Annotated in this window: 22 protein-coding genes; 1 reads left to right on the top strand and 21 read right to left on the bottom strand. The window is 72.4% G+C overall.

Going from position 1 to position 22,980, the window contains the following annotated elements; genetic code table 11:
* The 10 genes from VIB11_RS01285 to pdxT all read right to left on the bottom strand — a co-directional run.
* Positions 1 to 1,562 (bottom strand): bifunctional (p)ppGpp synthetase/guanosine-3',5'-bis(diphosphate) 3'-pyrophosphohydrolase (locus VIB11_RS01285; RefSeq protein ID WP_332027595.1); only part of this gene is annotated, 1,562 nt, incomplete at its 3' end.
* A 31-nt stretch (positions 1,563 to 1,593) separates the two neighbouring features.
* Positions 1,594 to 2,160, bottom strand: a complete 567-nt coding sequence (locus VIB11_RS01280; protein WP_332027593.1) for an adenine phosphoribosyltransferase — start codon at positions 2,158 to 2,160, stop codon at positions 1,594 to 1,596.
* 8 nt (positions 2,161 to 2,168) lie between these two features.
* A complete protein-coding gene (gene secF, locus VIB11_RS01275; RefSeq protein WP_332027591.1) occupies positions 2,169 to 3,365 on the bottom strand; it encodes a protein translocase subunit SecF in 1,197 nt (398 codons plus the stop codon).
* Positions 3,362 to 5,170, bottom strand: a complete 1,809-nt coding sequence (gene secD / locus VIB11_RS01270; protein WP_332027589.1) for a protein translocase subunit SecD — start codon at positions 5,168 to 5,170, stop codon at positions 3,362 to 3,364. The genes secF and secD overlap by 4 nt, the downstream gene beginning before the upstream one ends.
* A gap of 10 nt (positions 5,171 to 5,180) precedes the next feature.
* Positions 5,181 to 5,477 (bottom strand): preprotein translocase subunit YajC, encoded by a 297-nt coding sequence (gene yajC, locus VIB11_RS01265; protein WP_332027587.1) that lies wholly within the window; start codon positions 5,475 to 5,477, stop codon positions 5,181 to 5,183.
* 256 nt (positions 5,478 to 5,733) lie between these two features.
* The gene (gene ruvB / locus VIB11_RS01260) at positions 5,734 to 6,816 is read right to left on the bottom strand and encodes a Holliday junction branch migration DNA helicase RuvB (RefSeq protein ID WP_332027599.1); all 1,083 of its coding nucleotides are present in this window, start codon (positions 6,814 to 6,816) and stop codon (positions 5,734 to 5,736) included.
* Positions 6,817 to 6,852: 36 nt separating this feature from the next.
* Positions 6,853 to 7,455 carry a Holliday junction branch migration protein RuvA gene (ruvA, locus tag VIB11_RS01255; RefSeq protein ID WP_332027585.1) on the bottom strand — a complete coding sequence of 201 codons (603 nt, stop codon included), beginning with the start codon at positions 7,453 to 7,455 and terminating at the stop codon, positions 6,853 to 6,855.
* Positions 7,452 to 8,006 (bottom strand): crossover junction endodeoxyribonuclease RuvC, encoded by a 555-nt coding sequence (gene ruvC / locus VIB11_RS01250; RefSeq protein ID WP_332027583.1) that lies wholly within the window; start codon positions 8,004 to 8,006, stop codon positions 7,452 to 7,454. The genes ruvA and ruvC overlap by 4 nt, the downstream gene beginning before the upstream one ends.
* 73 nt (positions 8,007 to 8,079) lie before the next feature.
* The gene (locus VIB11_RS01245; RefSeq protein ID WP_332027581.1) at positions 8,080 to 8,838 is read right to left on the bottom strand and encodes a YebC/PmpR family DNA-binding transcriptional regulator; all 759 of its coding nucleotides are present in this window, start codon (positions 8,836 to 8,838) and stop codon (positions 8,080 to 8,082) included.
* A 46-nt stretch (positions 8,839 to 8,884) separates the two neighbouring features.
* The gene (gene pdxT, locus VIB11_RS01240) at positions 8,885 to 9,517 is read right to left on the bottom strand and encodes a pyridoxal 5'-phosphate synthase glutaminase subunit PdxT (RefSeq protein WP_332027579.1); all 633 of its coding nucleotides are present in this window, start codon (positions 9,515 to 9,517) and stop codon (positions 8,885 to 8,887) included.
* Positions 9,518 to 9,561: 44 nt separating this feature from the next.
* Here pdxT and kynU point away from each other — a divergent pair, with 44 nt between their 5' ends.
* Entirely contained in the window at positions 9,562 to 10,797 is a 1,236-nt protein-coding gene (kynU, locus tag VIB11_RS01235; RefSeq protein ID WP_332027577.1) for a kynureninase, read from the top strand.
* On the opposite strand, the gene VIB11_RS01230 is transcribed toward kynU, so the two are convergent.
* The 11 genes from VIB11_RS01230 to VIB11_RS01180 form a co-directional block, all read right to left on the bottom strand.
* Complete coding sequence (locus VIB11_RS01230; protein WP_332027575.1) at positions 10,790 to 11,116, bottom strand: hypothetical protein; 327 nt, start codon at positions 11,114 to 11,116, stop codon at positions 10,790 to 10,792. The two genes, kynU and VIB11_RS01230, sit on opposite strands and share 8 nt — an antisense overlap.
* Before the next feature lie 126 nt (positions 11,117 to 11,242).
* Entirely contained in the window at positions 11,243 to 12,157 is a 915-nt protein-coding gene (pdxS, locus tag VIB11_RS01225; RefSeq protein ID WP_332027573.1) for a pyridoxal 5'-phosphate synthase lyase subunit PdxS, read from the bottom strand.
* Positions 12,158 to 12,231: 74 nt separating this feature from the next.
* Entirely contained in the window at positions 12,232 to 12,864 is a 633-nt protein-coding gene (locus tag VIB11_RS01220) for a hypothetical protein (RefSeq protein WP_332027571.1), read from the bottom strand.
* Entirely contained in the window at positions 12,864 to 14,051 is a 1,188-nt protein-coding gene (locus tag VIB11_RS01215; RefSeq protein ID WP_332027569.1) for a glycosyltransferase family 4 protein, read from the bottom strand. Before VIB11_RS01215 ends, VIB11_RS01220 begins: the two co-directional genes overlap by 1 nt.
* Positions 14,048 to 14,968 carry a phosphatidylinositol mannoside acyltransferase gene (locus tag VIB11_RS01210; RefSeq protein ID WP_332027566.1) on the bottom strand — a complete coding sequence of 307 codons (921 nt, stop codon included), beginning with the start codon at positions 14,966 to 14,968 and terminating at the stop codon, positions 14,048 to 14,050. The genes VIB11_RS01215 and VIB11_RS01210 overlap by 4 nt, the downstream gene beginning before the upstream one ends.
* The gene (gene pgsA / locus VIB11_RS01205; RefSeq protein WP_332027564.1) at positions 14,965 to 15,573 is read right to left on the bottom strand and encodes a phosphatidylinositol phosphate synthase; all 609 of its coding nucleotides are present in this window, start codon (positions 15,571 to 15,573) and stop codon (positions 14,965 to 14,967) included. The genes VIB11_RS01210 and pgsA overlap by 4 nt, the downstream gene beginning before the upstream one ends.
* 49 nt (positions 15,574 to 15,622) lie before the next feature.
* A complete protein-coding gene (locus tag VIB11_RS01200) occupies positions 15,623 to 16,168 on the bottom strand; it encodes an HIT domain-containing protein (protein ID WP_332027597.1) in 546 nt (181 codons plus the stop codon).
* Between the two features lie 71 nt (positions 16,169 to 16,239).
* Positions 16,240 to 18,216, bottom strand: coding sequence for a threonine--tRNA ligase (thrS, locus tag VIB11_RS01195; RefSeq protein WP_332027563.1), 1,977 nt, complete (start codon positions 18,214 to 18,216; stop codon positions 16,240 to 16,242).
* Positions 18,217 to 18,354: 138 nt separating this feature from the next.
* Positions 18,355 to 19,599, bottom strand: a complete 1,245-nt coding sequence (locus tag VIB11_RS01190; protein ID WP_332027561.1) for an FUSC family protein — start codon at positions 19,597 to 19,599, stop codon at positions 18,355 to 18,357.
* A gap of 90 nt (positions 19,600 to 19,689) precedes the next feature.
* Positions 19,690 to 20,979: an acetyl-CoA C-acetyltransferase gene (locus VIB11_RS01185; protein WP_332027559.1), complete on the bottom strand. Its 1,290-nt coding sequence runs from the start codon at positions 20,977 to 20,979 to the stop codon at positions 19,690 to 19,692.
* A 17-nt stretch (positions 20,980 to 20,996) separates the two neighbouring features.
* Positions 20,997 to 22,922 (bottom strand): Ig-like domain-containing protein, encoded by a 1,926-nt coding sequence (locus VIB11_RS01180; RefSeq protein WP_332027557.1) that lies wholly within the window; start codon positions 22,920 to 22,922, stop codon positions 20,997 to 20,999.
* Positions 22,923 to 22,980: the final 58 nt, after the last annotated feature.

The following is a 22,980-nucleotide window of genomic DNA, read 5'->3' as shown; positions in this document are numbered from 1 at the left end:
CGGCGCTCCTTGGAGAACCACTGCTTGATCTTGTTGCGCGCCCGCGGCGACTTCACGAACGTCAGCCAGTCGCGCGACGGCCCCGCCCCGTCGGCCTTGGAGGTCAGGACCTCGACGACGTCGCCGTTCTCCAGCGTCGACTCCAGAGGGACCAGCCGGCCGTTGACCCGGCCGCCGATGCAGTGGTGGCCGACCTCGGTGTGGACGGCGTACGCGAAGTCGACCGGGGTCGAGCCCGCCGGCAGCGCCACGACCTCGCCCTTGGGGGTGAAGACGTAGACCTCGCGGGCGTTGATCTCGAAGCGCAGGGAGTCGAGGAACTCCCCGGGGTCGGCGGTCTCCTTCTGCCAGTCGAGCAGCTGGCGCAGCCAGGCCATGTCGTTGATCGGGCCGCTGTCGCCGTCCTTGGCCTCCGGGCCCGGAGCGGTGGCGTCCTCCTTGTACTTCCAGTGCGCGGCGACGCCGTACTCCGCCCGGCGGTGCATGGTGTGGGTGCGGATCTGGATCTCGACCGGCTTGCCCTGCGGCCCGATGACCGTCGTGTGCAGCGACTGGTACATGTTGAACTTCGGCATCGCGATGTAGTCCTTGAACCGCCCGGGCAGGGGGTTCCACCGTGCGTGCAGCGCGCCGAGCGCCGCGTAGCAGTCGCGCACCGAGTCGACGAGCACGCGCACCGCGACGAGGTCGTAGATGTCCTCGAAGTCGCGGCCGCGCACGATCATCTTCTGGTACACGGAGTAGTAGTGCTTCGGCCGGCCCGTGACCGTGGCCTTGATCTTCGCGGACTTCAGGTCGCTGCTGACCTGCTCGCGGACCCCGGCGAGGTACTCCTCGCGGGCCGGCGCACGCTCGGCGACCAGGCGGACGATCTCGTCGTAGACCTTCGGGTAGAGCGTGGCGAAGGAGAGGTCCTCGAGCTCCCACTTGATGGTGTTCATGCCCAGGCGGTGGGCCAGCGGCGCGTAGATCTCGAGGGTCTCGCGGGCCTTGCGCTGGGCGGACTCGACCGAGACGTAGCGCCACGTGCGGGCGTTGTGCAGCCGGTCGGCCAGCTTGATGACCAGGACGCGGATGTCCTTGGCCATCGCGACGACCATCTTGCGGACCGTCTCGGCCTGCGCGGCGTCGCCGTAGGTGACCTTGTCGAGCTTCGTGACGCCGTCGACGAGCATGGCGACCTCGCGGCCGAAGTCCTTCTCCAGCTGCCCCAGCCCGTATGCCGTGTCCTCGACGGTGTCGTGCAGCAGGGCCGCGGCCAGCGTGGCCGGGGTCATGCCCAGCTCGGCCAGGATCGTGGCGACCGCGAGGGGATGCGTGATGTAGGCGTCGCCGCTCTTGCGCAGCTGACCACGGTGGGCACGCTCAGCCACCTCGTAGGCCCGCTCGATGACGGCAAGGTCGGCCTTGGGGTGCGTCGCCCGCACCGTCTGCAGCAGCGGCTCCAGCACGGGGTTGGCCCCGGGGCCGCGGGTGCCGCCGAAGCGGGCCAGCCGGGCCCGCACGCGCGCGGAGGAGGACGCCGGCGCGCTGGGCGTCTGGGCGGCCACTTCCTCACTCATGGACAGAGCCTACGTGATCCCCCCGGTCGGCTCAGTCGCCGCCGACCACGTAGAGGGTGTGGGTGTCGCGGCCCTCGAGCCGGGAGCGACCGTGGAGGAAGGCGAGCTCGACGACCGTCTCGACGGCGACGACCTCGGCGTCCGACCCCTCGAGCAGCTCGCAGGTCGCGGCCGCGGTGCCGCCCGTGGCCAGGACGTCGTCGATGACGAGCACCCGCTCGCCACCGACGAAGGAGTCCTCGTGGATCTCGATGGTGGCGCTGCCGTACTCGAGGTCGTAGGACACCCCGCGGGTCCTGCCCGGCAGCTTGCCCGCCTTGCGGACCGGGACGAACCCGATGCCGAGCTCGTGCGCCACGGCAGCGCCGAAGATGAACCCGCGCGCCTCGATGCCGGCGACCAGGTCGACGCTCCCGCGGCGGCGGTCCGCGATGTCGCGGACGACGGCGCTGAAGGCCGGCCCGTCGGCGAGCAACGGCGTCACGTCCTTGAAGACGACCCCGGGCTCGGGGAAGTCCGGGATGTCGCGCAACCGGCTGGCGACCAGGTCGGCCAGCGGCGGCTCCGCCGTCGAGGTGTCAGTCAGGGCATCGGTCATGGCGCTCCTCAGCGGCGGGACTTCGGCGTCCGCTTGGGCTGGTTGCGGGGGCCGGTCTGGGCGTACGGGTGGATCTTGCGCGGCGTGGCACCGCGGCTGCCGGCGCTGACGCTCTCGCGCTGCTCCTCCGCGTCACCGACCGCTGCGGCCTCACCCTCGGCGCCACCGGGCACCGTGGCCGGGACCGCCTCCTGCTCCGCAGCCTTTCGGGCGTCCTTGGCCTCGCGGGCGTGGAACTTGGCCGCGGCCCGCTCGAGGTCGAGCACCCGCGGCTCCTTCGCCCGCATGTGCGCGAGCAGCGGTGTCGCGATGAAGATCGAGGAGTACGCGCCGACGCCCATGCCGATGAAGAGCACCAGGGAGAGGTCGAGCAGCGTGCCCGGGCCGATCACCGTGAAGCCCATGACGAGCACCGCCGCGATCGGCAGGAGCGCGACGACCGTGGTGTTGATCGAGCGCACCACGGTCTGGTTGACCGCGAGGTTCGCGGCCTCGCCGTAGCTCATCCGCTTGTTGCCGAAGGCGTCCTGGGTGTTCTCGCGCACCTTGTCGAAGACGACCACGGTGTCGTAGAGCGAGTAGCCGAGTACGGTCAGGAAGCCGATCATCGTCGCGGGCGAGACCTCGAAGCCCGTCCAGGCGTAGATGCCGACGGTGATGACCATGTCGTGCACCAGCGCAGCCATGGCGGCGACCGACATCTTCCAGGTCCGGAAGTACAGGGCCATCACGATGAACACGAGCGCGAGGAACACGACGATGGCGCGCAGCGCCTGCTGGCTGACCGACTGGCCCCACGACGGGCCGATGAACGACGCGCTCACCTGGTTGCGGTCGACGCCGAACTCCTTGGCGAGCTCGGTGCGCAGCTCATCGCTCTGGGCCTCGTTCAGCCTCTCGGTCTGCACCCGGATGGTGCTGCTGCTCGTGCCCAGCCTCGTGACGTTGGCGCTCTCCCCCGGCGCGACCTGGGCCACCGCGTCCCGCGCCCGCGACTCGTAGCCGTCGGTGCTCGTGGCAGCCACGCGGAACTCGGATCCGCCGGTGAACTCGAGCCCGAGGTTGAGCCCGTTGACCACGAGCCCGAGCACGGCGATGGACAGCACCACCGCGGAGATGGTGTACCACCGCCGGGCGCGGGCAACGAACGGGATCGACCGCTTGCCGGTGTAGAGGTCGTTGCCGAACTGGCTGAAGCTGATCATCGCGAGCTCCCCTCGGCCGCGGCCGCGGCAGGTGTCGTGGCCGTGCGCGCAGCGGGCGTGGGGGCGAACCTGCCCCGGCCGACGTACCGCGTGGTGGTCTTGGCACCGAGCCGCTCCGGGCTCAGGCCCGACCACGGGTGGCCGCCGCCGAAGAACTTCGTCTCGGCCAGCAGGCCCATCACGGGGTGGGTGAACAGGAAGACCACGAGGATGTCGAGCAGCGTGGTGAGGCCCAGGGTGAAGGCGAAGCCGCGCACGCCCGAGGAGGCGAGGAAGTAGAGCACCACGGCGGCGAGGAAGTTGACCCCGTCCGCGGCGAGGATCGTGCGACGGGCCCGCTTCCAGCCGGTGTCGACGGCGGCCCGCAGCGGCCTGCCCTCGCGGACCTCGTCACGGATGCGCTCGAAGTAGACGATGAACGAGTCCGCGGTGACGCCGATCGCGATCACCAGACCGGTGACGCCGGCCATGTCGAGCCGGTAGTTGTGCGACCACCCGAGGATGGTGAGGCTGAGGTAGGTGAGCAGCCCCGCGATGCCGATGGAGGCCACCGTCACGAGGCCGAGCGCGCGGTACTGGAAGAGCGAGTACGCCGCGACCAGGAGCAGGCCGATGAGACCGGCGATGACGCCGAGCCGCAGCTGCTCACCGCCGAGGGTCGGGCTGATGTTCTCGCGGGTCTGGAGCGTGAAGGACAGCGGCAGGGCGCCGAACTTCAGCTGGTTGGCCAGCTCGCGGGCGCTCTCGATGGTGAAGCCGCCGGTGATCGAGGCCTGGCCGTTGAGGATGGCCTCGTTGAAGTGCGGCGCGACGATGACCTTGGAGTCCAGGGTCGCCGCCATCCGGTTGCGGGGGTCCTCCAGCGAGACCATGCGCTTGCTGGCCTCCGCGTACTCCTTCGAGCCCTCGGACTTGAAGGACAGCTGGATCTCGACCTCGCTCGACGGCTGGCCGTTGCTCAGCGGCCGGTAACCGGCGGAGGCGCTGTCGATCTGGTCGCCGCCCACGGTGACCGGGCCGAGGATGAACTTCTCCGCCCCGTCGTCCGAGCAGGTCACCAGCGGCTTCTCGGGGTCGTCGAGGACCTTGTCGAGGGCGCCGGGCTTCGCGCAGTCGAGCGCCTGGAACCGGGCGGCCACGTCCTCGGTGACCCAGGCGAGGTCGCTGTCGTCCTTGGGCTTGGCCTGGCCCGCCGGCGCGGAGGTGGTGGGCGACGGCTTCGGGGCCGCCGTGGTGGTCGCGGACGGCGACGGCGTGGTGGTGCCCTTGAGCAGCGCCTGCGGCAGCCCGCTCTTGGCCGTGGGGGTCGCGCCGGTCACCGTCGGCACCGGGGCCTTCGTGGTGGCAGACCCGGACGGGCTTCCCGTCGCCGTGCCGGTGGGCGTGCCCGTCGGCTGCGGCTGGGTCGTGCCGGCCGCGGCAGCCAGGACCGGGCGGAAGCGCATCTGCGAGGACTTCCGGATGGCCTCCTCGGTCTGCTTCGTCGGCTGGCCGGGCATGCTCACGACGATGTTGCGGTCGCCGCGGGTCGTGACCTCCGCCCCGGCCACGCCGTTGGCGTCGACACGCTGGACGATGATGTCGCGGGCCTGCTCGAGCTGCTCGCTCGTGACCGTGTTGGTGCCGACGAGGACGGGCTCGAGGACGATCTGGGTGCCGCCCTCGAGGTCCAGGCCGAGCTTGGGGGCGTACGAGCCGGCGCCGAAGACGTTGGCGCCGACGAGGAGGCCGGCGAGGAGTGCCGTGATCGCCGCGAGGGAGGCCAGCACCTTCAGCGGGCGGCGGGCATGCGGGTTCAGTGCCACGAGCAGGCCCCTACTCGCCGGCGCCGGTGGCCGGGGCCTGGGGCGAGGTGACCTTCATGCCGATGGCGCGGCGGTCGTAGCGCACGACGACGCCGGGGCTGATCTCCAGCGACGCCGAGGTGGCGTCGAGGGCCGTGACCCGGCCGAACAGGCCGGAGGTGGTGCACACCTCGTCACCGACCTCGAGGCTGCCCTGCAGGGACGCGATGTCCTTCTGGCGCTTGCGCTGGGTGAAGATCATCCACCCGATCAGCAGCAGTGGCAGCAGGAAGATCAGCAGGCTGGAGGCAGAGCCGCCGCTTGACATGGGTAGGTCCCTTCACGGATGGGGTGTGTCGTGCGCGCCGCGGAGACGGTGCCCGGGCACACATCAGACCCGGTGCGTAACCGGGATGACCGCACGAGTGTAGGTGACAGCCACCACAGCCACCAACGCACCGCCCCGGGGCCGCGTTCCAATTGTGACCTTTGGCTCGTGCAGCCAGACCCGGCGGCCGCGCCCTGCGGCCTGCCGGGTGGCCAGACACGGCAGGCCCCTCCCTGCATCCCGCCGGGTGGGCCGGTCAGGCGCCGAAGCGCCCCTCCCCGCCGTCGAGCGGGAGGGGGACCAGCCCGAGGTCGCCGCCGGCGGGCGGGGCCAGCCCCAGGTGCTCCCACGCGAGGGCCGTCGCGGCCCGGCCGCGGGGGGTGCGGGCCATGAAGCCCTCCCGCACGAGGAACGGCTCGGCGACCGTCTCGACGGTGTCGGACTCCTCCCCCACCGCCACGGCGAGGGTGCTCAACCCCACCGGGCCGCCGCCGAAGCGCCGGCAGAGCGCCTCGAGGACCGCGCGGTCGAGGCGGTCCAGCCCGCGGTCGTCGACGTCGAACAGCGCCAGCGCGGCGTGGGCTGCCGTCTCGTCGACGACCCGGTCACCATGCACCTGCGCCCAGTCGCGGACCCGGCGCAGCAGCCGGTTCGCGATGCGGGGCGTGCCGCGCGACCGCCGGGCGATCTCGCTGATCCCCCGGGAGTCGGCCTCGACCTCGAGCAGGCGTGCGGACCGCCGCAGGATCGACACGAGGTCGTCGGTGGCGTAGAAGTCGAGGTGGCCGGTGAACCCGAAGCGGTCCCGCAGCGGGGCCGGCAGCAGGCCGGCCCGGGTCGTGGCGCCGACCACGGTGAACGGCGGCAGCTCCAAGGGGATGGCCGTCGCCCCCGGCCCCTTGCCGACGATGACGTCGACGCGGAAGTCCTCCATCGCGAGGTAGAGCATCTCCTCGGCCGTCCGCGACATCCGGTGGATCTCGTCGAGGAAGAGCACCTCGCCCTCCATGAGCGAGGAGAGCACCGCGGCGAGGTCGCCAGCGTGCTGGATGGCTGGGCCGCTGGTCACCCGGATCGGCTTCTCGAGCTCGGCGGCCACGATCATGGCCAGGGTCGTCTTGCCCAGGCCAGGTGGGCCGGACAGGAGAACGTGGTCAGGGGTGCTCCCCCGGCGCTTGGCGGCCTCGAGGACCAGGGTGAGCTGGTCGCGCACCCGCGCCTGGCCGGGGAACTCGCTGAGCCGTCTCGGGCGCAGGGCCGCCTCGACGGTGCGCTCGTCGGCGTCTCCACCGGCGTCGACGATGCGGGCGGTCGCGTCCAGCGAGCTGTCCTCGTACATCTCGGAGGCGAAGCCGTCAGCGGTCACGGGGTCGGCCTATCGCCCGAGCTCGCGCAGCGCGGCACGGAGCATCTCGGAGACGTTGGGGCTCTCACCCGCGGCACCGGCGACCCGCTCCACGGCGTCGTCGGCCTGCTTCGCCGACCAGCCGAGCCCGACCAGCGCCTCGGTGACCTGCGCGCGCCACACCGCGGCGCCGGACGGAGCCGGCGCCGGGACGCCGTCGATGACAGCGCCCGGCAGGCCGATCTTGTCCCGCAGCTCCAGGACCATCCGCTCGGCGCCCTTCTTGCCGATACCGGGCACCTTGGTCAGGGCAGCCACGTCGCCACCGCTGATGGCTGCACGGATCCGGTCGGGGGCCAGCACCGAGAGCATCGCGAGGGCCAGTCGCGGCCCGACCCCGGAGACGGTCTGGACCTGCTCGAACATGTCCCGCTCAGGGTCACCGGCGAAGCCGTAGAGGGTCAGCGAGTCCTCGCGCACGACGAGGCTCGTCGAGAGCAGGGCCTCCTGGCCCCGGCGCAGCGACGAGGCCGTTCCCGGGGTGGTGTGGACCAGCATGCCGACCCCGCCCACCTCGACCACGACACGGTCGAGGCCGACGTGCTGCACCGGGCCTCGGACGGAGGCGATCACCGGGCGGCCGCCTTCGCGCCGGCGGCCTTGAGCCGGGCGCGCTCCGAGGCCGCGGCGAGGGCGAGGCGGGCATCGCCGCCTCCGCGCCAGAGGTGGCAGATCGCGAGGGCGAGGGCGTCGGCGGCGTCGGCCGGCTTCGGGGCGACCTCGAGCTCGAGGATGCGCGTCACCATCGCGGTCACCTGTGCCTTGTCGGCCCGGCCCGACCCGGTCACCGCGGCCTTGACCTCGGTCGGGGTGTGGGTCACCACGGGCAGCCCCCGCCGGGCACCGGCGAGCAGGGCGATGGCCGAGGCCTGGGCGGTCGTCATGACGGTGGGGACGTGGTCGGCGGCATACACGCGCTCGAGGGCGATGGCGTCGGGGTCGAAGCGGTCCAGCCACACGTCGAGCTGGTCCTGGAGGTAGGCCAGCCGCTCCCCCGTGTCACTGCTCGCGGGGGTGCGGACCACACCGACGGCGACCATGCCGAGGCGCCCTCCCGAGCCCTCGACCACGCCCAGGCCGCAGCGGGTCAGGCCGGGGTCGACGCCGAGCACACGCACGCTCACTCCTCACATCCGAACAGGTGTTCGGGTCGAACGCTACACAGCCCGGGCCGCCGACCACGGCACCAACACGCGCCTACTCGTCCTCGTCGAGCTCCGCGAGGACCTCGTCGCTGATGTCGCCGTTGGCGAAGACGTCCTGGACGTCGTCGGAGTCCTCGAGCGCCTCGACGACGCGGATCATCTTGCGGGCACCCTCCGCGTCGAGCGGGACCTGGAGGTTCGGGACCCAGGACGCCTCGGCGGAGTCGTAGTCGATGCCTGCCTGCTGGACGGCCTGGCGGACGGCCACGAAGTCGCTCGCCTCGGAGATGATCTCGAAGGAGTCGCCGAGGTCGTTGACCTCCTCGGCACCGGCGTCCAGCACGACCTCGAGGATGTCGTCCTCGGTCTTGTCGCCCTTGGGGACGATGACGACGCCCTTGCGGTTGAAGATGTACGCCACCGAACCGGGGTCGGCGAGCTGCCCACCGTTGCGGGTGAGGGCCGTGCGGACCTCGGCGGCGGCGCGGTTGCGGTTGTCGGTGAGGCACTCGATCAGGAGGGCGACACCGCCCGGGGCGTAGCCCTCGTACGTGATGTTCTGCCAGTCGGCACCGCCGGCCTCGGCGCCACTGCCTCGCTTGACGGCGCGCTCGATGTTGTCGTTGGGGACCGAGGTCTTCTTCGCCTTCTGGATGGCGTCGTAGAGCGTCGGGTTCCCCGCCGGGTCACCGCCGCCGGTGCGGGCCGCCACCTCGATGTTCTTGATGAGCTTGGCGAAGAGCTTGCCCCGCTTGGCGTCGATCGCGGCCTTCTTGTGCTTCGTGGTCGCCCATTTGGAATGGCCGCTCATCGCTTCTCCTCAACTCATCGCTGGTGCTGTGAAACCGCAGGCGATCTTACTGACCCGACCGCGAGTCCTCGGCGCGGGCGTCGCGGACCATCTGCACGAACAGCTCGTGGAACCGGTGGTCACCCGTCACCTCGGGGTGGAAGGACGTCGCGAGCAGCCGGCCCTGGCGCACCGCCACGACCCGCCCCGCGGCCGGCCCCTCCTCGACGGTGGCGAGCACCTCGACACCGGGCCCGCACTCCTCCACCCACGGGGCGCGGATGAAGACCGCGCGCAGGGGTGCCCCGCCGATGGCGTGGATGTGGAGGTCCTCCTCGAAGGAGTCGACCTGGCGGCCGAACGCGTTGCGCCGCACCGTGATGTCGAGGCCACCGAGGGTCTGCTGGTCGGCCCGGCCGTCGGCGATCCGGTCGGCGAGCATGATCATCCCCGCGCACGAGCCGTAGGCCGGCATCCCCGCGGCGATCCGGGCCCGCAGCGGCTCGTGGAGGTCGAAGGCCCGCACCAGCTTGTCCATCGTGGTGGACTCGCCGCCCGGGACCACCAGCCCGTCGACCTGCTCGAGCTCGGCGGGCCGGCGGACCGTGGTGGCGTCGGCGCCAGCAGCCTCGAGCGCCCGCAGGTGCTCGCGGACGTCGCCCTGGACGGCCAGGACACCGATACGGGGGGCTGTGGTCACCAGCGAAGGCTATGCGCCCACCCGCGCGCGCTAGCGTTCGGGGCATGGCCGACCTCGCAGCCCGCGCCCGGGACCTCGACACCCAGCACGCCGCCACCGACCGGCGCAGCCTGTTCCACCTCCCCGCGGGGGTGGTCTACCTCGACGGCAACTCGTTGGGGCCGCTCAGCCGCGGCGCCGAGGAGGCAGTCACCGACGCGGTGCGCCGGCAGTGGGGCGAGCAGCTGATCCGGGCCTGGAACGAGTCGGACTGGTGGGGCGCCCCCGAGCGGATCGGCGACAGGATCGGCGCCCTGGTCGGGGCCGCTCCGGGCCAGGTCGTGGTCACCGACTCCACGTCGGTCAACCTCTTCAAGGCCGTCGTGGCGGCGTCGCGCCTGCGCCCCGGACGGAGCACGGTGCTCACCGACCCGGACTCCTTCCCCACCGACCTCTACATCACGCGGTCGGCCGCCGACCTGCTCGGCCTGACGGTGGAGCTCGTCCCCGTCGGGGAGGCCCCGGCCCGGATCGCCGAGCTGGGCGACTCCCTCGCCCTCGCGTCCTACTCCCAGGTCGACTACCGCACCGGCGAGCTGTGGGACCTGCCCGCCCTGACGCGGGCCGCCCACGACGTCGGCGCCCTCGCCTGCTGGGACCTGTGCCACTCGGCCGGTGTGCTCGACGTCGGCCTCGACGACGGTGCGGCCGACCTCGCCGTGGGCTGTGGCTACAAGTACCTCAGCGGCGGGCCCGGCGCGCCCGCGTTCGTCTACGTCGCGACGCGGCACCTCGCCGGCTTCGACACCCCGCTCGCCGGCTGGAACGGCCATGCCACGCCGTTCGCGATGTCCCGCGAGTACACCCCCGCCCCGACGATCACCCGTGCGCGGGTCGGGACGGCCCCGATGCTCTCGGTGCTGGCGCTCGAAGGCGCGCTCGCGGCATACGACGGTCTCGCGGTCGGGCAGGTGCGCGAGCGGTCGCTGTCGCTGACCGGCTTCTTCCTCGAGTGCCTCGACGCGCTGGGGATCGGGCTGCCGGTCGCCACGCCAGCCGAGGAGGCGCGGCGCGGCTCCCAGGTCAGCCTGCGCCACCCCGAGGCGTATGCCGTGGTGCAGGCCCTGATCGCCCGTGGCGTGATCGGGGACTTCCGTGAGCCCGACATCGTGCGGCTCGGGTTCGCGCCGCTCTACCTCTCGCACGCGGACGTGCTCGCTGCGGCACAGCACCTCGAGCAGGTGCTGTCGCGCCGTGAGTTCGAGCGCGAGGACTACCGGACCCGCGCGGCCGTCACCTGAGGGTGGCGCCCGAGAGGACGAGCGCGCCGAGGAGCTCGTCGGCATAGAGGCGCTGGCGCCGCTCGCGGTTCTCGCTGCCCAGGAAGCGGCTGATCCGGTCGCGGCTGACCGTCACCCCGAGCTCGCCCGTGTCGGGCGAGTTCAGGCTGAGGTCGCTGGAGGCGAAGTAGCCCCGCTGCGTCACCGTCACGGTGGTCGCCGGCACGCGCCAGAGCGCGGCCGGCGACCCGTCCGGGACGAACTCGAGGAGCCCGTCATGCAGCCGCAGCACGCCGTAGACCCCGGTCAGCGTCGGGAAGAGCCGCCGCCCAGCCGTCACCCGGGCCTGCCACTCGTCGCGTGGCAGGCCCTCGGGTGACCCGTCCTCCGGCGCCTGGGACCCGGCGGGCCCGGTGGGCTCGGCGGGGTCAGTGGGCCCAGAGGGATCGGCCGGCAACGGGACTGCCTACCAGCCGCGCTCGGCGAGCCGGTGCGGCTGCGGGATCTCGTCGACGTTGATGCCGACCATCGCCTCGCCGAGGCCGCGGGAGACCTTGGCGACCACGTCGGGGTCGTCGTAGAAGGTGGTGGCCTTGACGATGGCCTCGGCGCGCTGGGCGGGGTTGCCCGACTTGAAGATGCCGGAGCCGACGAAGACACCCTCGGCGCCGAGCTGCATCATCATCGCGGCGTCGGCCGGGGTGGCGATGCCACCGGCGGTGAAGAGCACCACGGGGAGCTTGCCGGCCTCGGCGACCTCCTTGACCAGCTCGTACGGCGCCTGCAGCTCCTTGGCCGCGACGTACAGCTCGTCGTGCGGGAGGCTCTGGAGACGACGGATCTCGGCGCGGATCTGGCGCATGTGGGTCGTCGCGTTGGAGACGTCGCCGGTGCCGGCCTCGCCCTTGGAGCGGATCATCGCCGCGCCCTCGGTGATCCGGCGCAGCGCCTCGCCGAGGTTGGTGGCGCCGCAGACGAACGGCACGGTGAAGGCCCACTTGTCGATGTGGTTGGCGTAGTCGGCCGGGGTGAGGACCTCCGACTCGTCGATGTAGTCGACGCCGAGCGACTGCAGGACCTGCGCCTCGACGAAGTGGCCGATGCGGGCCTTGGCCATCACCGGGATCGAGACGGCGTCGATGATGCCGTCGATCATGTCGGGGTCGGACATCCGCGAGACGCCGCCCTGCGCGCGGATGTCGGCGGGCACCCGCTCGAGCGCCATGACGGCGACCGCCCCGGCGTCCTCGGCGATCCTCGCCTGCTCGGCGTTGACGACATCCATGATGACGCCGCCCTTGAGCATCTCGGCCATGCCGCGCTTGACGCGGGACGTACCGGTGGTGGGGGCGGTGGAGCTGGTCTGCTCAGGGGCGGACATGACGGCCTACTTCCAGTGGTGCAGCAGTGTGCAGGGGTGTGCAGGGGTGCGCTCAGTCTAGGACGCCTGCCCGGCTACTCCTGCACCGCTCCGCGGCCCCGCGAGGAGGACTGGCCACGCGAGGAGGACTGGCCTCGCGCCGAGGGCAGCTCGTCGTCGAACTCGATGGTCTGCGGCATGTCGGCGTGGCCCGCGAGCCGGAACCAGCGCACCACCGCCTTGCGGCGCATCCGCTGGACGTCCTTGACCGCGTCGTTGTGGAACCTCCTCGCGAGCTGCACGCGGAGGGCCGCCGCCTCCACGCGCGCCAGGGCCGGCTCCCCCGCCAGGCCCGGGTCGCCGCGGAGCTGCTCGACGAGCGTCGGTGTCAGCGCCACCTGGAGCGCCTCGGTCAGGTCGCTCTCGATGACCTCACGGCCCGCGAAGTGCTGGCCCTCGAGGAGGTCCTCGCCGGCGCGCTCGTTGTGGGCCTCGAGTGACTCCGAGGCGGCACCCGCCAGGATGAGCCCGCTGGCGGGGTCCAGGGCACCCGAGTTCGCCAGCTCGAGGGTGGCCTCCGCGCGACGGACGAGCTGGGCGTCGAGGGCGGAGAGGGCGCCCTCCACCCGGGCGTGCAGGCGGTCGAGCCGGGCGGCGCTGTAGGAGAGGTACCAGGCGATGCCGAGAAGGACGGCCACCACGGCGACGCCCCAGGTGACGGCGTCCATCAGAGGTCTCCTCCGCGTCCGCGGCCGCGCAGCAGCCGGGTCCACCGGGTGTCGCCGGCCTCGGAACGCACCCGGTCGGCGCCGTGGGTGACCATCTCGTACACCGCCAGGACCTCCTCGGCGACGACTGACCAGTCGAAGACCCGGGCTCGGCGCAGCCCCGCCTCGGTCAGCGCCGCGCGCGCGAGGGGGTCGCCCGCCAGCCGGACGACCTGGTCAGCGAGGGCCTGGGCGTCCTCGTTGCGGAAGGTCGCTCCGGCGCGCCCACCGTCGAGGACCCGGAGGAAGGCGGGCAGGTCGCTGGCGACGACGGGGGCACCGGCGCTCATCGCCTCGACGAGCACGATGCCGAAGCTCTCGCCCCCGGTGTGCGGCGCGACGTAGAGGTCCACCGAGGCGAGCAGGGATGCCTTGTCGTCGTCGCTGACCGCGCCGAGGAACTCGCTGGCCGCGGCGACGTCCGGCGCCATCCGCTCCCGGGCCGCGGTTGCGTCCCCCGGGCCGACGACCAGCAGCCGTGCGCCGGGGTACCGCTCCAGGACCGCGGGCATGGCCGCCGCGAGCACGGGCAGGCCCTTGCGGGGCTCGTCGATCCGCCCGAGGAAGGCGATCGTCGGGGCGCCCTCCCTGCCCTGCCACTCGGTGCGCGGGGTGGCCCGCGCGAACCGGTCGACGTTGACGCCGTTGGGGATGACCACGGCATCCCCGCCGAGGTGCGTGGTGACGGTGCGCCGGGCGTCCTCGGAGACGGCGATCCGGCCGGCGATCTTCTCGAGGCTGGGTCGCAGCAGCGGGTAGGCCGCCTGCATGGCGCGCGAGCGCAGGTTCGAGGTGTGGAAGGTGGCGACGATCGGGCCGTCGGCCGCCCACAGCGCCAGCACCGAGATGCTCGGCGTCACCGGCTCGTGCAGGTGGACGACGTCGAAGTCGCCGCGGTCGAGCCAGCGACCCACCCGGGAGGCGGTCACCGGCCCGAAGTTGAGCCGAGCGACCGACCCGTTGTAGCGCACCGGGATGGTGCGGCCGACGGACTCGACGTACCCCGGCAGCGGAGTGTCGTCGTCGGCGGGGGCCAGCACGCTGGCGTGGTGGCCCTGCCCCAGCAGGTGCTCGGCCAGGTCGCGCACGTGGAACTGCACTCCCCCGGGCACGTCGAAGGAGTACGGGCAGACGATGCCGACCCTCATCCCGGGTGCTCCAGGTCCTCGACGAAGACGCGCTGGAGCATGTGCCAGTCCTCGGTGTGCTCGCGGATGGCCGATCCCAGCACGTCGGCGCACTGCTGGGTCATCGCCGTCACCCGCTGGCGGGTCGTGCCCACCCGGGGGTCCTCCACCCGCGGGTGGAACGTGATGACGACCCGGTGGCGCCCCGGCCGGGCAGGGTCCGGCTCGTAGTGGATGGAGACCGGGTGCAGCGCGGCGCCGGTGGCCACCGTCAGGGCCGCCGGGCCCGCCGCCATCCGGGCCCGGTGGCCGCAGAGGTCCACCTCGAGGCCGCGGGCGGTGAGGTCGCGGTCGGCCAGCAGCGGCATGACGACCGGTCGGGTGAGGTGGCCGCGCAGCTCGGCGAAGACGTCGCCACCACCGGTGAGCGGCAGGATCGTCATCCCGAGCGACTCCCGGAAGGCGAGGAACTCGGCATACACCTCTTCCGGCCTGAGCCGCTCCGCCACGGTGACCACGGGCCCGAGGGAGCGAGTGCCCCACGCGCCGGCGAGGTCCCAGTTCCCGAGGTGGCCCAGGAAGCACACGACCGGCCGCCCGTCGGCCAGCTCCTGGCGCACCGGGCCGTCGCCGAGCACCCGCACGGCCTGCTCGATCTCGGCCCGGCTGCGGTCCGGCAGCCGGAACGCCTCGCAGTAGTAGCGGAGGTAGGAGCGCATCCCCTCGCGCACGAGGTCGTCCAGCTCCGCCGGGCCCAGCTCCGGCCGGACCCGGGCGTAGTTCGCCCGCAGCCGCTGCACGCCGTGGCCGTCCCTGGCGGTGGTGACGTCGGCCAGCCGGTCGAAGAGACCGTAGGCCGCGCGCTCCGGCAGGCGGCGCACCGCCGACCAGCCGAGGCGGTAGCCGCTGACGGCGAGGACGTCGCCGACCCTCTTCACGCGCTGCTCAGCGCCTGGCGGCGCACCGTGAGCATCCGCTGGGCCACCGTGATGAGGCTGGCCACCGCGAGCAGGGCCAGCACGACCGTGAGCAGCACCTCGGGCACGCCGAGGCCCACGAGGCCGGTGGCCGCGAGCACCGCGACCAGCCGTTCCGCGCGCTCGGCGATGCCGACGTTGGCAGTCATGCCCAGGCCCTCGGCGCGGGCGCGGGCGTAGGAGACGACCAGGCCCAGGATCAGGCAGGCGAGGGCGAGGCCGGCCATCAGGGTGTTGCCCTGCCCGGCGTACCAGAGGACCAGGCCGCCGAAGATGGCCGCGTCGCCGACCCGGTCGAGCGTGGAGTCCAGGAAGGCACCCCAGTTGCCGCTGCGACCCGCCAGCCGCGCCATGGTGCCGTCGAGGTTGTCGGAGAAGACGAACGCCGTGATGACGATGGTCCCCCAGAAGAACTCGTGCCGCGGGTAGAAGCCCAGCGCGCCGACGCACACCCCTGCCGTGCCGACGAGGGTCACGACGTCGGGGCTGACCCCGAGCCTGAGCAGGAGCTTGGCCACGGGAGTCAGCACCTTGGTCATGAAGGCACGGGCGTATCGGTTCAGCATGGTGCGCCCAGCGTACTGAGGGTGAAGGCGTTTCCCGGGGAGCGCCCCGTCAGCGCGGCCACGCGGCGACGAGCTGGGTGCGGACGTCCTCGAGCAACATGGGCAGCGCCTTGGTCTGGGCGATGACCGGCAGGAAGTTGGAGTCCCCACCCCACCGTGGCACGACGTGCTGGTGCAGGTGGGCCTGGACCCCGGCACCGGCGACCGCGCCCTGGTTCATGCCGATGTTGAACCCCAGGGGTGCGGACGCCTTCTCGAGGGCGCGGAGGCTGTCCCTGGTCAGGGAGGTGAACTCCTCGGCCTCCTCGTCGGTCAGGTCGACGTACAGCGCGACGTGCCGGTAGGGGCACACCAGCACGTGGCCGGGGTTGTACGGGAAGAGGTTCATCACGACATAGCAGTGCTTCCCGCGGTGGACGATCAGCCCCTCCGCGTCGTCGGCGCGCTGCGGGGCCAAGCAGAACGGGCAGCCCTCGCCGGCCGCCTCGGAGGGCCGGTCACCCTTGATGTAGGCCATCCGGTGCGGCGTCCACAGCCGCTCGAAGCCGTCCTCGGCAGCGGCGAACTCGCGCGCGAGCTCGGGAAAGACCCGCAGCCGCGCGTCCTCCTCCTGGCTCGGGTGCTCGGCCTCCCCGGACGGAGGCGCAGCACGCTCGTCGTCCGTGCTCACACCTGCACCCGGCCCTCGACGGCCTGCACGACCTCGGCGATGGCGTCGTCGACGGGGACGCCGTTCTTCTGCTCCCCGCTGCGGAAGCGGAAGGACACGGCGCCCGCGGAGCGGTCCTCCTCCCCCGCGATGAGCACGAACGGCACCTTGGCCTTGCTGGCGTTGCGGATCTTCTTGGGGAAACGGTCGTCGCTCTCGTCGATCTCGACCCGGATGCCCTTCTCCCGCAGGCGACGCGCCACCTCCTCGAGGTACGGGTTGTACTCGTCGGCGACGGGGATGCCCAGCACCTGGACGGGTGCGAGCCAGGGCGGGAAGGCACCGGCGTAGTGCTCGACCAGGACACCGAAGAACCGCTCGAGCGAGCCGAACTTCGCCGAGTGGATCATCACCGGCTGCTGCCGCGACCCGTCGGCGGCCTGGTACTCGAGGCCGAACCGGGCGGGCTGGTTGAAGTCGTACTGGATCGTCGACATCTGCCAGGTGCGGCCGATCGCGTCACGGGCCTGCACCGAGATCTTGGGGCCGTAGAACGCGGCGCCGCCGGGGTCGGGCACGAGCTCGAGCCCCGTCTCCTCCGCCGCCTCGCGCAGGACCCTGGTCGCCACCTCCCACTGCTCGTCGGTGCCGATGAACTTGTCATTGGCCTCGTCGCGGGTCGACAGCTCGAGGTAGTAGTCGTCGAGGCCGAAGTCACGCAGCAGCCCCAGGACGAACTCGAGCAGGTGCTTGATCTCCGCCGGCGCCTGCTCTGCCGTGACGTAGGAGTGCGAGTCGTCCTGGGTCATGCCGCGCACGCGGGTCAGGCCGTGGACGACACCCGACTTCTCGAAGCGGTAGACCGAGCCGAACTCGAACAGCCGCAGCGGCAGCTCGCGGTAGGACCGCCCGCGCGAACGGTAGATGAGGTTGTGCATCGGGCAGTTCATCGCCTTGAGGCGGTACTCGGTGCCCTCGAACTCCATCGGCGGGAACATGGTGTCCGCGTAGTAGGGCAGGTGCCCGGAGGTGTGGAACAGCCCGTCCTTGGTGATGTGGGGAGTCCCGACGTACTGGAAGCCCTCCTCGATGTGGCGGCGGCGGACGTAGTCCTCCATCTCCCGCTTGATGATGCCGCCCTTGGGGTGGAAGACGGCCAGGCCCGAGCCGAGCTCGTCGGGGAAGCTGAACAGGTCGAGCTCCGCGCCGAGCTTGCGGTGGTCGCGCTTCTCGGCCTCGGCAAGCCGCTCGAGGTAGGCCTTGAGCTCGTCCTTGGTCGGCCAGGCCGTGCCGTAGATGCGCTGCAGCTGCGGGTTCTTCTCACTGCCCCGCCAGTAGGCGGCGGCGCTCCGCATCAGCTTGAACGCGTTGCCGATCAGCTTGGTCGACGGGATGTGCGGGCCACGGCACAGGTCGCCCCAGGCACGCTCCCCGTCACGGCGGACGTTGTCGTAGATGGTCAGCTGGGCCCCGCCGACCTCGACGGAGGCCCCCTCCGCCGCGCCCTCGGCCGCGCCTCCCTTGAGCCCGATGAGCTCGCACTTGTACGGCTCGTCCTTGAGCTCTGCGAGAGCCTCCTCGTCCGAGATCTCCCGTCGCACGAAGGTCTGGCCCTCGTTGATGATGCGCTGCATCACCTTCTCGAGCTTCTTGAGGTCATCCGGGTGGAACGGGTCCTCGACGTCGAAGTCGTAGTAGAACCCGTCGCGCACGGGCGGACCGATCCCGAGACGGGCCCGGGGGTTGACCTCCTGCACCGCCTGGGCCAGCACGTGGGCGGTCGAGTGCCGGAGCACGGCGAGTCCGTCCTCCTCGTCGATGCGCACCGGCTCGACCGAGTCGCCCTCGGCGAGGACGTGGGCGAGGTCGCGCAGCTCGCCGTTGACCCGGGCCACCACGACGGCGCGGTCCTCGCCGAACAGGTCGGCCGCCGTCGTCTGCGCCGGCACCGCTCGCTCGCTCCCGGCGACGTTGACGGTGATCTGCGCAGACACGTGGGCACTCCTTGGAAGGGGGTCGAAGACGTCTCGATGCTATCGGCCGGTACCCGAGCGCTGCGCGGCAGTTCTCCGCCGCCGCCCCCGGGGGACGGCCACTGCGGGTGGCCCCCGTGGCCGCAGGCGGGGCCCGACTCACTCCTGGGTCTGCGCCGGCCCGCCGGTCATGTCGCGCACCCGCTCGGACAGGGGCAGCCGGATGGGGCCGCTGTCGGTGGGCACCGTCGCCTCGTCCCGCTTCAGGGCGAGCTCGCGGGCCAGGCGCTGGGCGTCGAGGATCAACGCTCCGTAGGCGGGCCAGGCGTGAGGGTCGTCCAGCGGCGTCTCCTTCACCTCCAGGCCCAGCTCGTCGAGCACGGTGATCGCCGCCTCGAGGTGCCGCTGCACCTCGTTCCTCTCGTTCTCGTCGGGAAGGCCGAAGTGCTCCACCGCCTCGCCGATCTCGTCCAGCGCCACGGCATACCGCTCGAGGAACTCTCGGTCCGGGGCCGGCTGCCGCTCGGCCTCGTCCGCGGCGTCGACCAGGGTGCGGGCGATCCCGGAGACCTGCCACTGGGTGCGCCGGACGGTCTCGACGGTGCGCTCGTAGCCGGCCCAGTCGATGTCGACGGGGCGTACCTCGTGTCGCGGGTTGAACCTGGTGCTCTCGCGCCCCGTGGCGATGGCCTCGAGCACGGTCGGGGCGCTCTGGACGATCTCGCTGCTCGTGTCGTACCAGCGGCGTGCGGCCTGGCCGTCCCACCCGCCGCGCAGGCCCTGTGCGACGTCGGTGAGCAGCTGGTGGACCCGCCTGGTCATGGCGCGCACCTCGTCGCGAGGCTGCTGGATGTGCAGCGGTGCGAACACCACAGCGTTGGTGGCCACCCCGATGACGCCTCCGGCGATGGTCTCGACGATGGTGAGGTAGGTGAAGTCGGTGTCGGTCCCCTTCACCGTCAGCAGGGAGAGCAGGACCATCGTCGGCACCTGGATGCCGTGGTCGCCGAGGCGGCGCCACCGCCCGATCAGCAGGGCGAGCACCATCACCGGGACCATGCTCCACCAGTGCACGCCGACCAGGGTGCCCACGAGCCAGGCGACGCCCATGCCGACGACCACGGCGGCGACTCGCTGCGCGCTCGCACCGATCGACCGCACCATGGTCCGGTCGACCACGAGCAGCGCGGCCATCGGCGCGTAGAACGGGGTCGGGCTGTCGAGCACTCGGACCGCGAACTGCCACGCGATGACGGTGGCGATCGCGGCCTTGAGAGCCAGCAGCGCGGCATCGCGCTCCGGCCCGGCACTGGCGAAGGCGGTGCGCGCCGCGCGCAGCCAGGCTCGCACCGCTGTCCTCGTTCTCCGGGCACGCTGGCGCCACGGCACCCCGGGCTCGTCCATGGCCCCGACTGTAACCCGAACGGCGACAGGCTCATCCGCCCGGCCGGCGGGCGGGCCCCGCCCGGGTCAGCCGGGCGTGGGTGTCCGACGTCAGGCGGCCTCGAGAATCGCCAGGACGCCCTGGCCTCCGGCCGCGCAGATCGAGATGAGCCCCCGTGCCCCCGTGCCCCGCTCGTGGAGCAGCTTCGCCAGCGACGCGACGATGCGGCCGCCGGTGGCCGCGAAGGGGTGCCCGGCCGCGAGGGAGGAGCCGGCGACGTTGAGCCGGCTGCGGTCGAGGGCGCCGATGGGCGCTGCGAGGCCCAGCCGGTCGCGGCAGAACGCCTCGCTCTCCCAGGCCGCGAGGGTGGCGAGCACGGTGGCGGCGAAGGCCTCGTGGATCTCGACGAGGTCGAAGTCCTGGAGGCGCATGCCGTTGCGCTCGAGCAGCAGCGGGAGGGCGTGGGCCGGGGCCATGAGCAGCCCCTCCGCGCCGTGCACGTAGTCGACGGCGGCCGTCTGCGCGTCGACGAGGTGGGCGAGGACGGGCAGTCCCCGGTCGGCGGCCCACGCGTCCGAGCCCAGGAGCACGGCGGAGGCGCCGTCGGTGAGCGGGGTCGAGTTGCCCGCCGTCATGGTGGCGCCCTCCCCCGCGCCGAAGACGGTGGGGAGGGCCGCGAGCTTCGCCACGGAGGTCTCCGGGCGGAGGGTGGAGTCCCGGGTCAGGCCGCGGAAGGGCGTGAGCAGGTCGTCGAGGAAGCCCCGCTCGTACGCGGCCGCCAGGTTGTGGTGGCTGGCCGCGGCCAGCTCGTCCTGCGCCTGGCGGCTGACGGCCCACTGCGCGGCTGTCTGCGCCATGTGCTCGCCCATGGAGAGACCGGTGCGTGGTTCGGTGTTCTGAGGGATGGACGGCAGGAGGTGCCCCGGGCGGAGCCGGCCCAGCGCCCGCAGCCGGTCACCGGTCGTCCGTGCTCGGTTGAAGGCGAGCAACGACTGCCTCAGGCCCTCGCTCACCGCGACGGGGGCGTCGGAGGCGGAGTCGGCACCCCCTGCGATGCCGGACTCGATCTGGCCCAGGGCGATCTTGTTGGCCACGAGGATGGTGGCCTCGAGACCCGTGCCGCAGGCCTGCTGCACGTCGAACGCGGGTGTGGTGGCGGCGAGGCTCGATCCCAGCACCGACTCCCTGGCCAGGTTGTAGTCCCGGCTGTGCTTGAGGACCGCGCCGGCCACGACCTCCCCGAGGCGCTCCCCGGTCAGCCCATGGCGGGCGACCAGCCCCTCGAGCGCCGCGGTCAGCATGTCCTGGTTGCTGGCGCCCGTGTACGCGCCGTGGGCGCGGGCGAAGGGGATCCGGTTGCCACCGATGACGGCGGCCCGACGCTGCTGCGGTGAGGGCATCACCGCACCGTAGCCGGTCAGTACCTGACGTAGCCCGCCGCGCTCGTCGAGGACAGGTGGGTCGTCGAGGTCCCCTGGTAGACCCAGCGGTAGTAGACGGCGCGTCTCGGCTGGAGCCTGACGCTGACGTAGCCGGTGCTGGAGGTCCGGTACGTCGTCCCGGAGCGCCACGTGCTGGTGCCGGCGTACCGGTACTGAAGGGTCACCGCCGCGGACCTCATCGCCGTCCCCGACCAGCTGGTGAGGCGTCCGGTGATGAGGTTCGGCCGGCCGGCCCTGACCGTCATCGTCAGCTTCGTGGGCACGCGGACCAGGACACCACTGCTGCCGGAGCCCAGCGTGGTCGTCGAACCCGGGTGGGAGAAGGCGAAGGTGCCCGGCCGTGCGGTGGCGTACCGGTACACCACCCGCCCCGACACGTCGGTGCGCAGCGCGGTCGTGACGGTGGACCACGTCGCGGAGCCGGCCCACCGGACCCGCAGCGTGACGGGGAGCCCCGCCAGGCCGCGGCGCGTGACCGGGTTGAGCACCGTGCCGGTGAGCGTGGTCGTCGAGCCCGCGGCCGCAGCGGCTGTGGTGGTCGTGGGCACGCGGACCAGCACCGTGGGACTGGTGGCGGCCGCGCGGACGCTGTCGCCGACGTAGGAGAGCTCGACGTACAGCGGGCTGCTCGGGGTGACCGCGTAGGACACCGACCCGCTGCCGTTGGTCGTCAGGCCCGCGCGGAGGGTCCAGGTGCTGCTTCCGTAGGGCCTCGTCCGCACCGAGACCGGCGCCCCTGCGACGGCCCCACCCCCGCTGCGGGTCAGCGTCCCGGTCACGGTGGCGGGACTCGTGCCGGAGACACGGACGGTGAGGGCGGTCGGCTCACGGGCCGGCAGGCCCAGCGGCGCCACCACGTCGAGGAAGGACGAGTCGGCGGTGTTCCAGTTCAGCGCGAGGAAGGACCCCGCGGACGGCGAGGTGTGGAAGTAGTCGTCCTTCTTGCAGTCCAGGAGCATCTCCTGGTCGAGGGGGCAGACCTGGCGCATGACCACCGGCCCGGCCCCGTCGTCGTCGTAGCACATCAGGTCGGACTCGTCCGTGCAGTGACCGGCCGCGCTCGGGTGGGGCGCGCTCTCGAGCACGCCGCCCAGGGTGTGCACGAGCTCGTGGGCGGCGACGGAGTGGTACGTCGGGTTCGACCAGCAGGCCTGGTCGATGCGGGTCAGCAGGCCATCGGGTGCATGGCCGTCGTTGTAGTTGCCGACCCTGCTGGTGTCGGGGTACATCTCGCCGACGCCGCAGATCGACGCTCCCTCCGAGAAGACGAGGTACTTGCGGTCCGGCGCCGTGAGCCCGGCGGCGCGCAGGGCGTCGAACGTGGCGTCGAGACTGGAGCCGAGGGCCCCCCTGGGCAGGCTCACCCGCTGGATCACGACCCGGCAGGAGGAGTCGGAGACCCAGCGGACGCGCCGACCCCCGCCGGTGGCGTCCGAGGAGACCGCGAAGACGTCGTCGACGGTGGCGACCTCGCCGCGGATGAGTGCCTCCACCTCGGGCAGACGGTCCGCCAACCCCTCCGCACGCGCGTAGACGACCTGCACGCGGTTGCCGTCGGTGCCGGTGCCGGTGCACGACGGCTCGACGTGCTGGGTCAGCATCGGGATCGCCGGGGTGCCCGAGGGAGCCGCCGCCGCGGACGGTGCGCCGTCCAGGGCCGTGACCTTGCCGCGCCCGGATCGCTGCAGCCGAGCCTTCCGGTAGAGCTCATCGGTGGTGAGCCGGCGCTTGACGTCGACGCCCGGCGGCGGCGCGTCCTCGTGGAAGGGGGCGAGCTGCGCAGCCTGCGCCGGCCGGCCCGAGCCGAGTCCCGCGCGGTCGTACGCCAGGGCCCCGGCGACCGCGGCCACCGGTGCCACCAGGAGGGACACCAGCACTGCCGCCTGGACGAGTCTGCGCACCGTCGGGCCACCTGTCGCCGGAGGGGCACGGGGCAGTCGCCCCGCGTCGGGCGCGCCG

The organism is Pedococcus sp., from assembly GCF_036554925.1.
Taxonomy (GTDB): domain Bacteria; phylum Actinomycetota; class Actinomycetes; order Actinomycetales; family Dermatophilaceae; genus Pedococcus_A.
The sequence above is the reverse complement of the archived record's forward strand: the minus strand, read 5'-3'. Positions and strand labels throughout refer to the sequence as shown.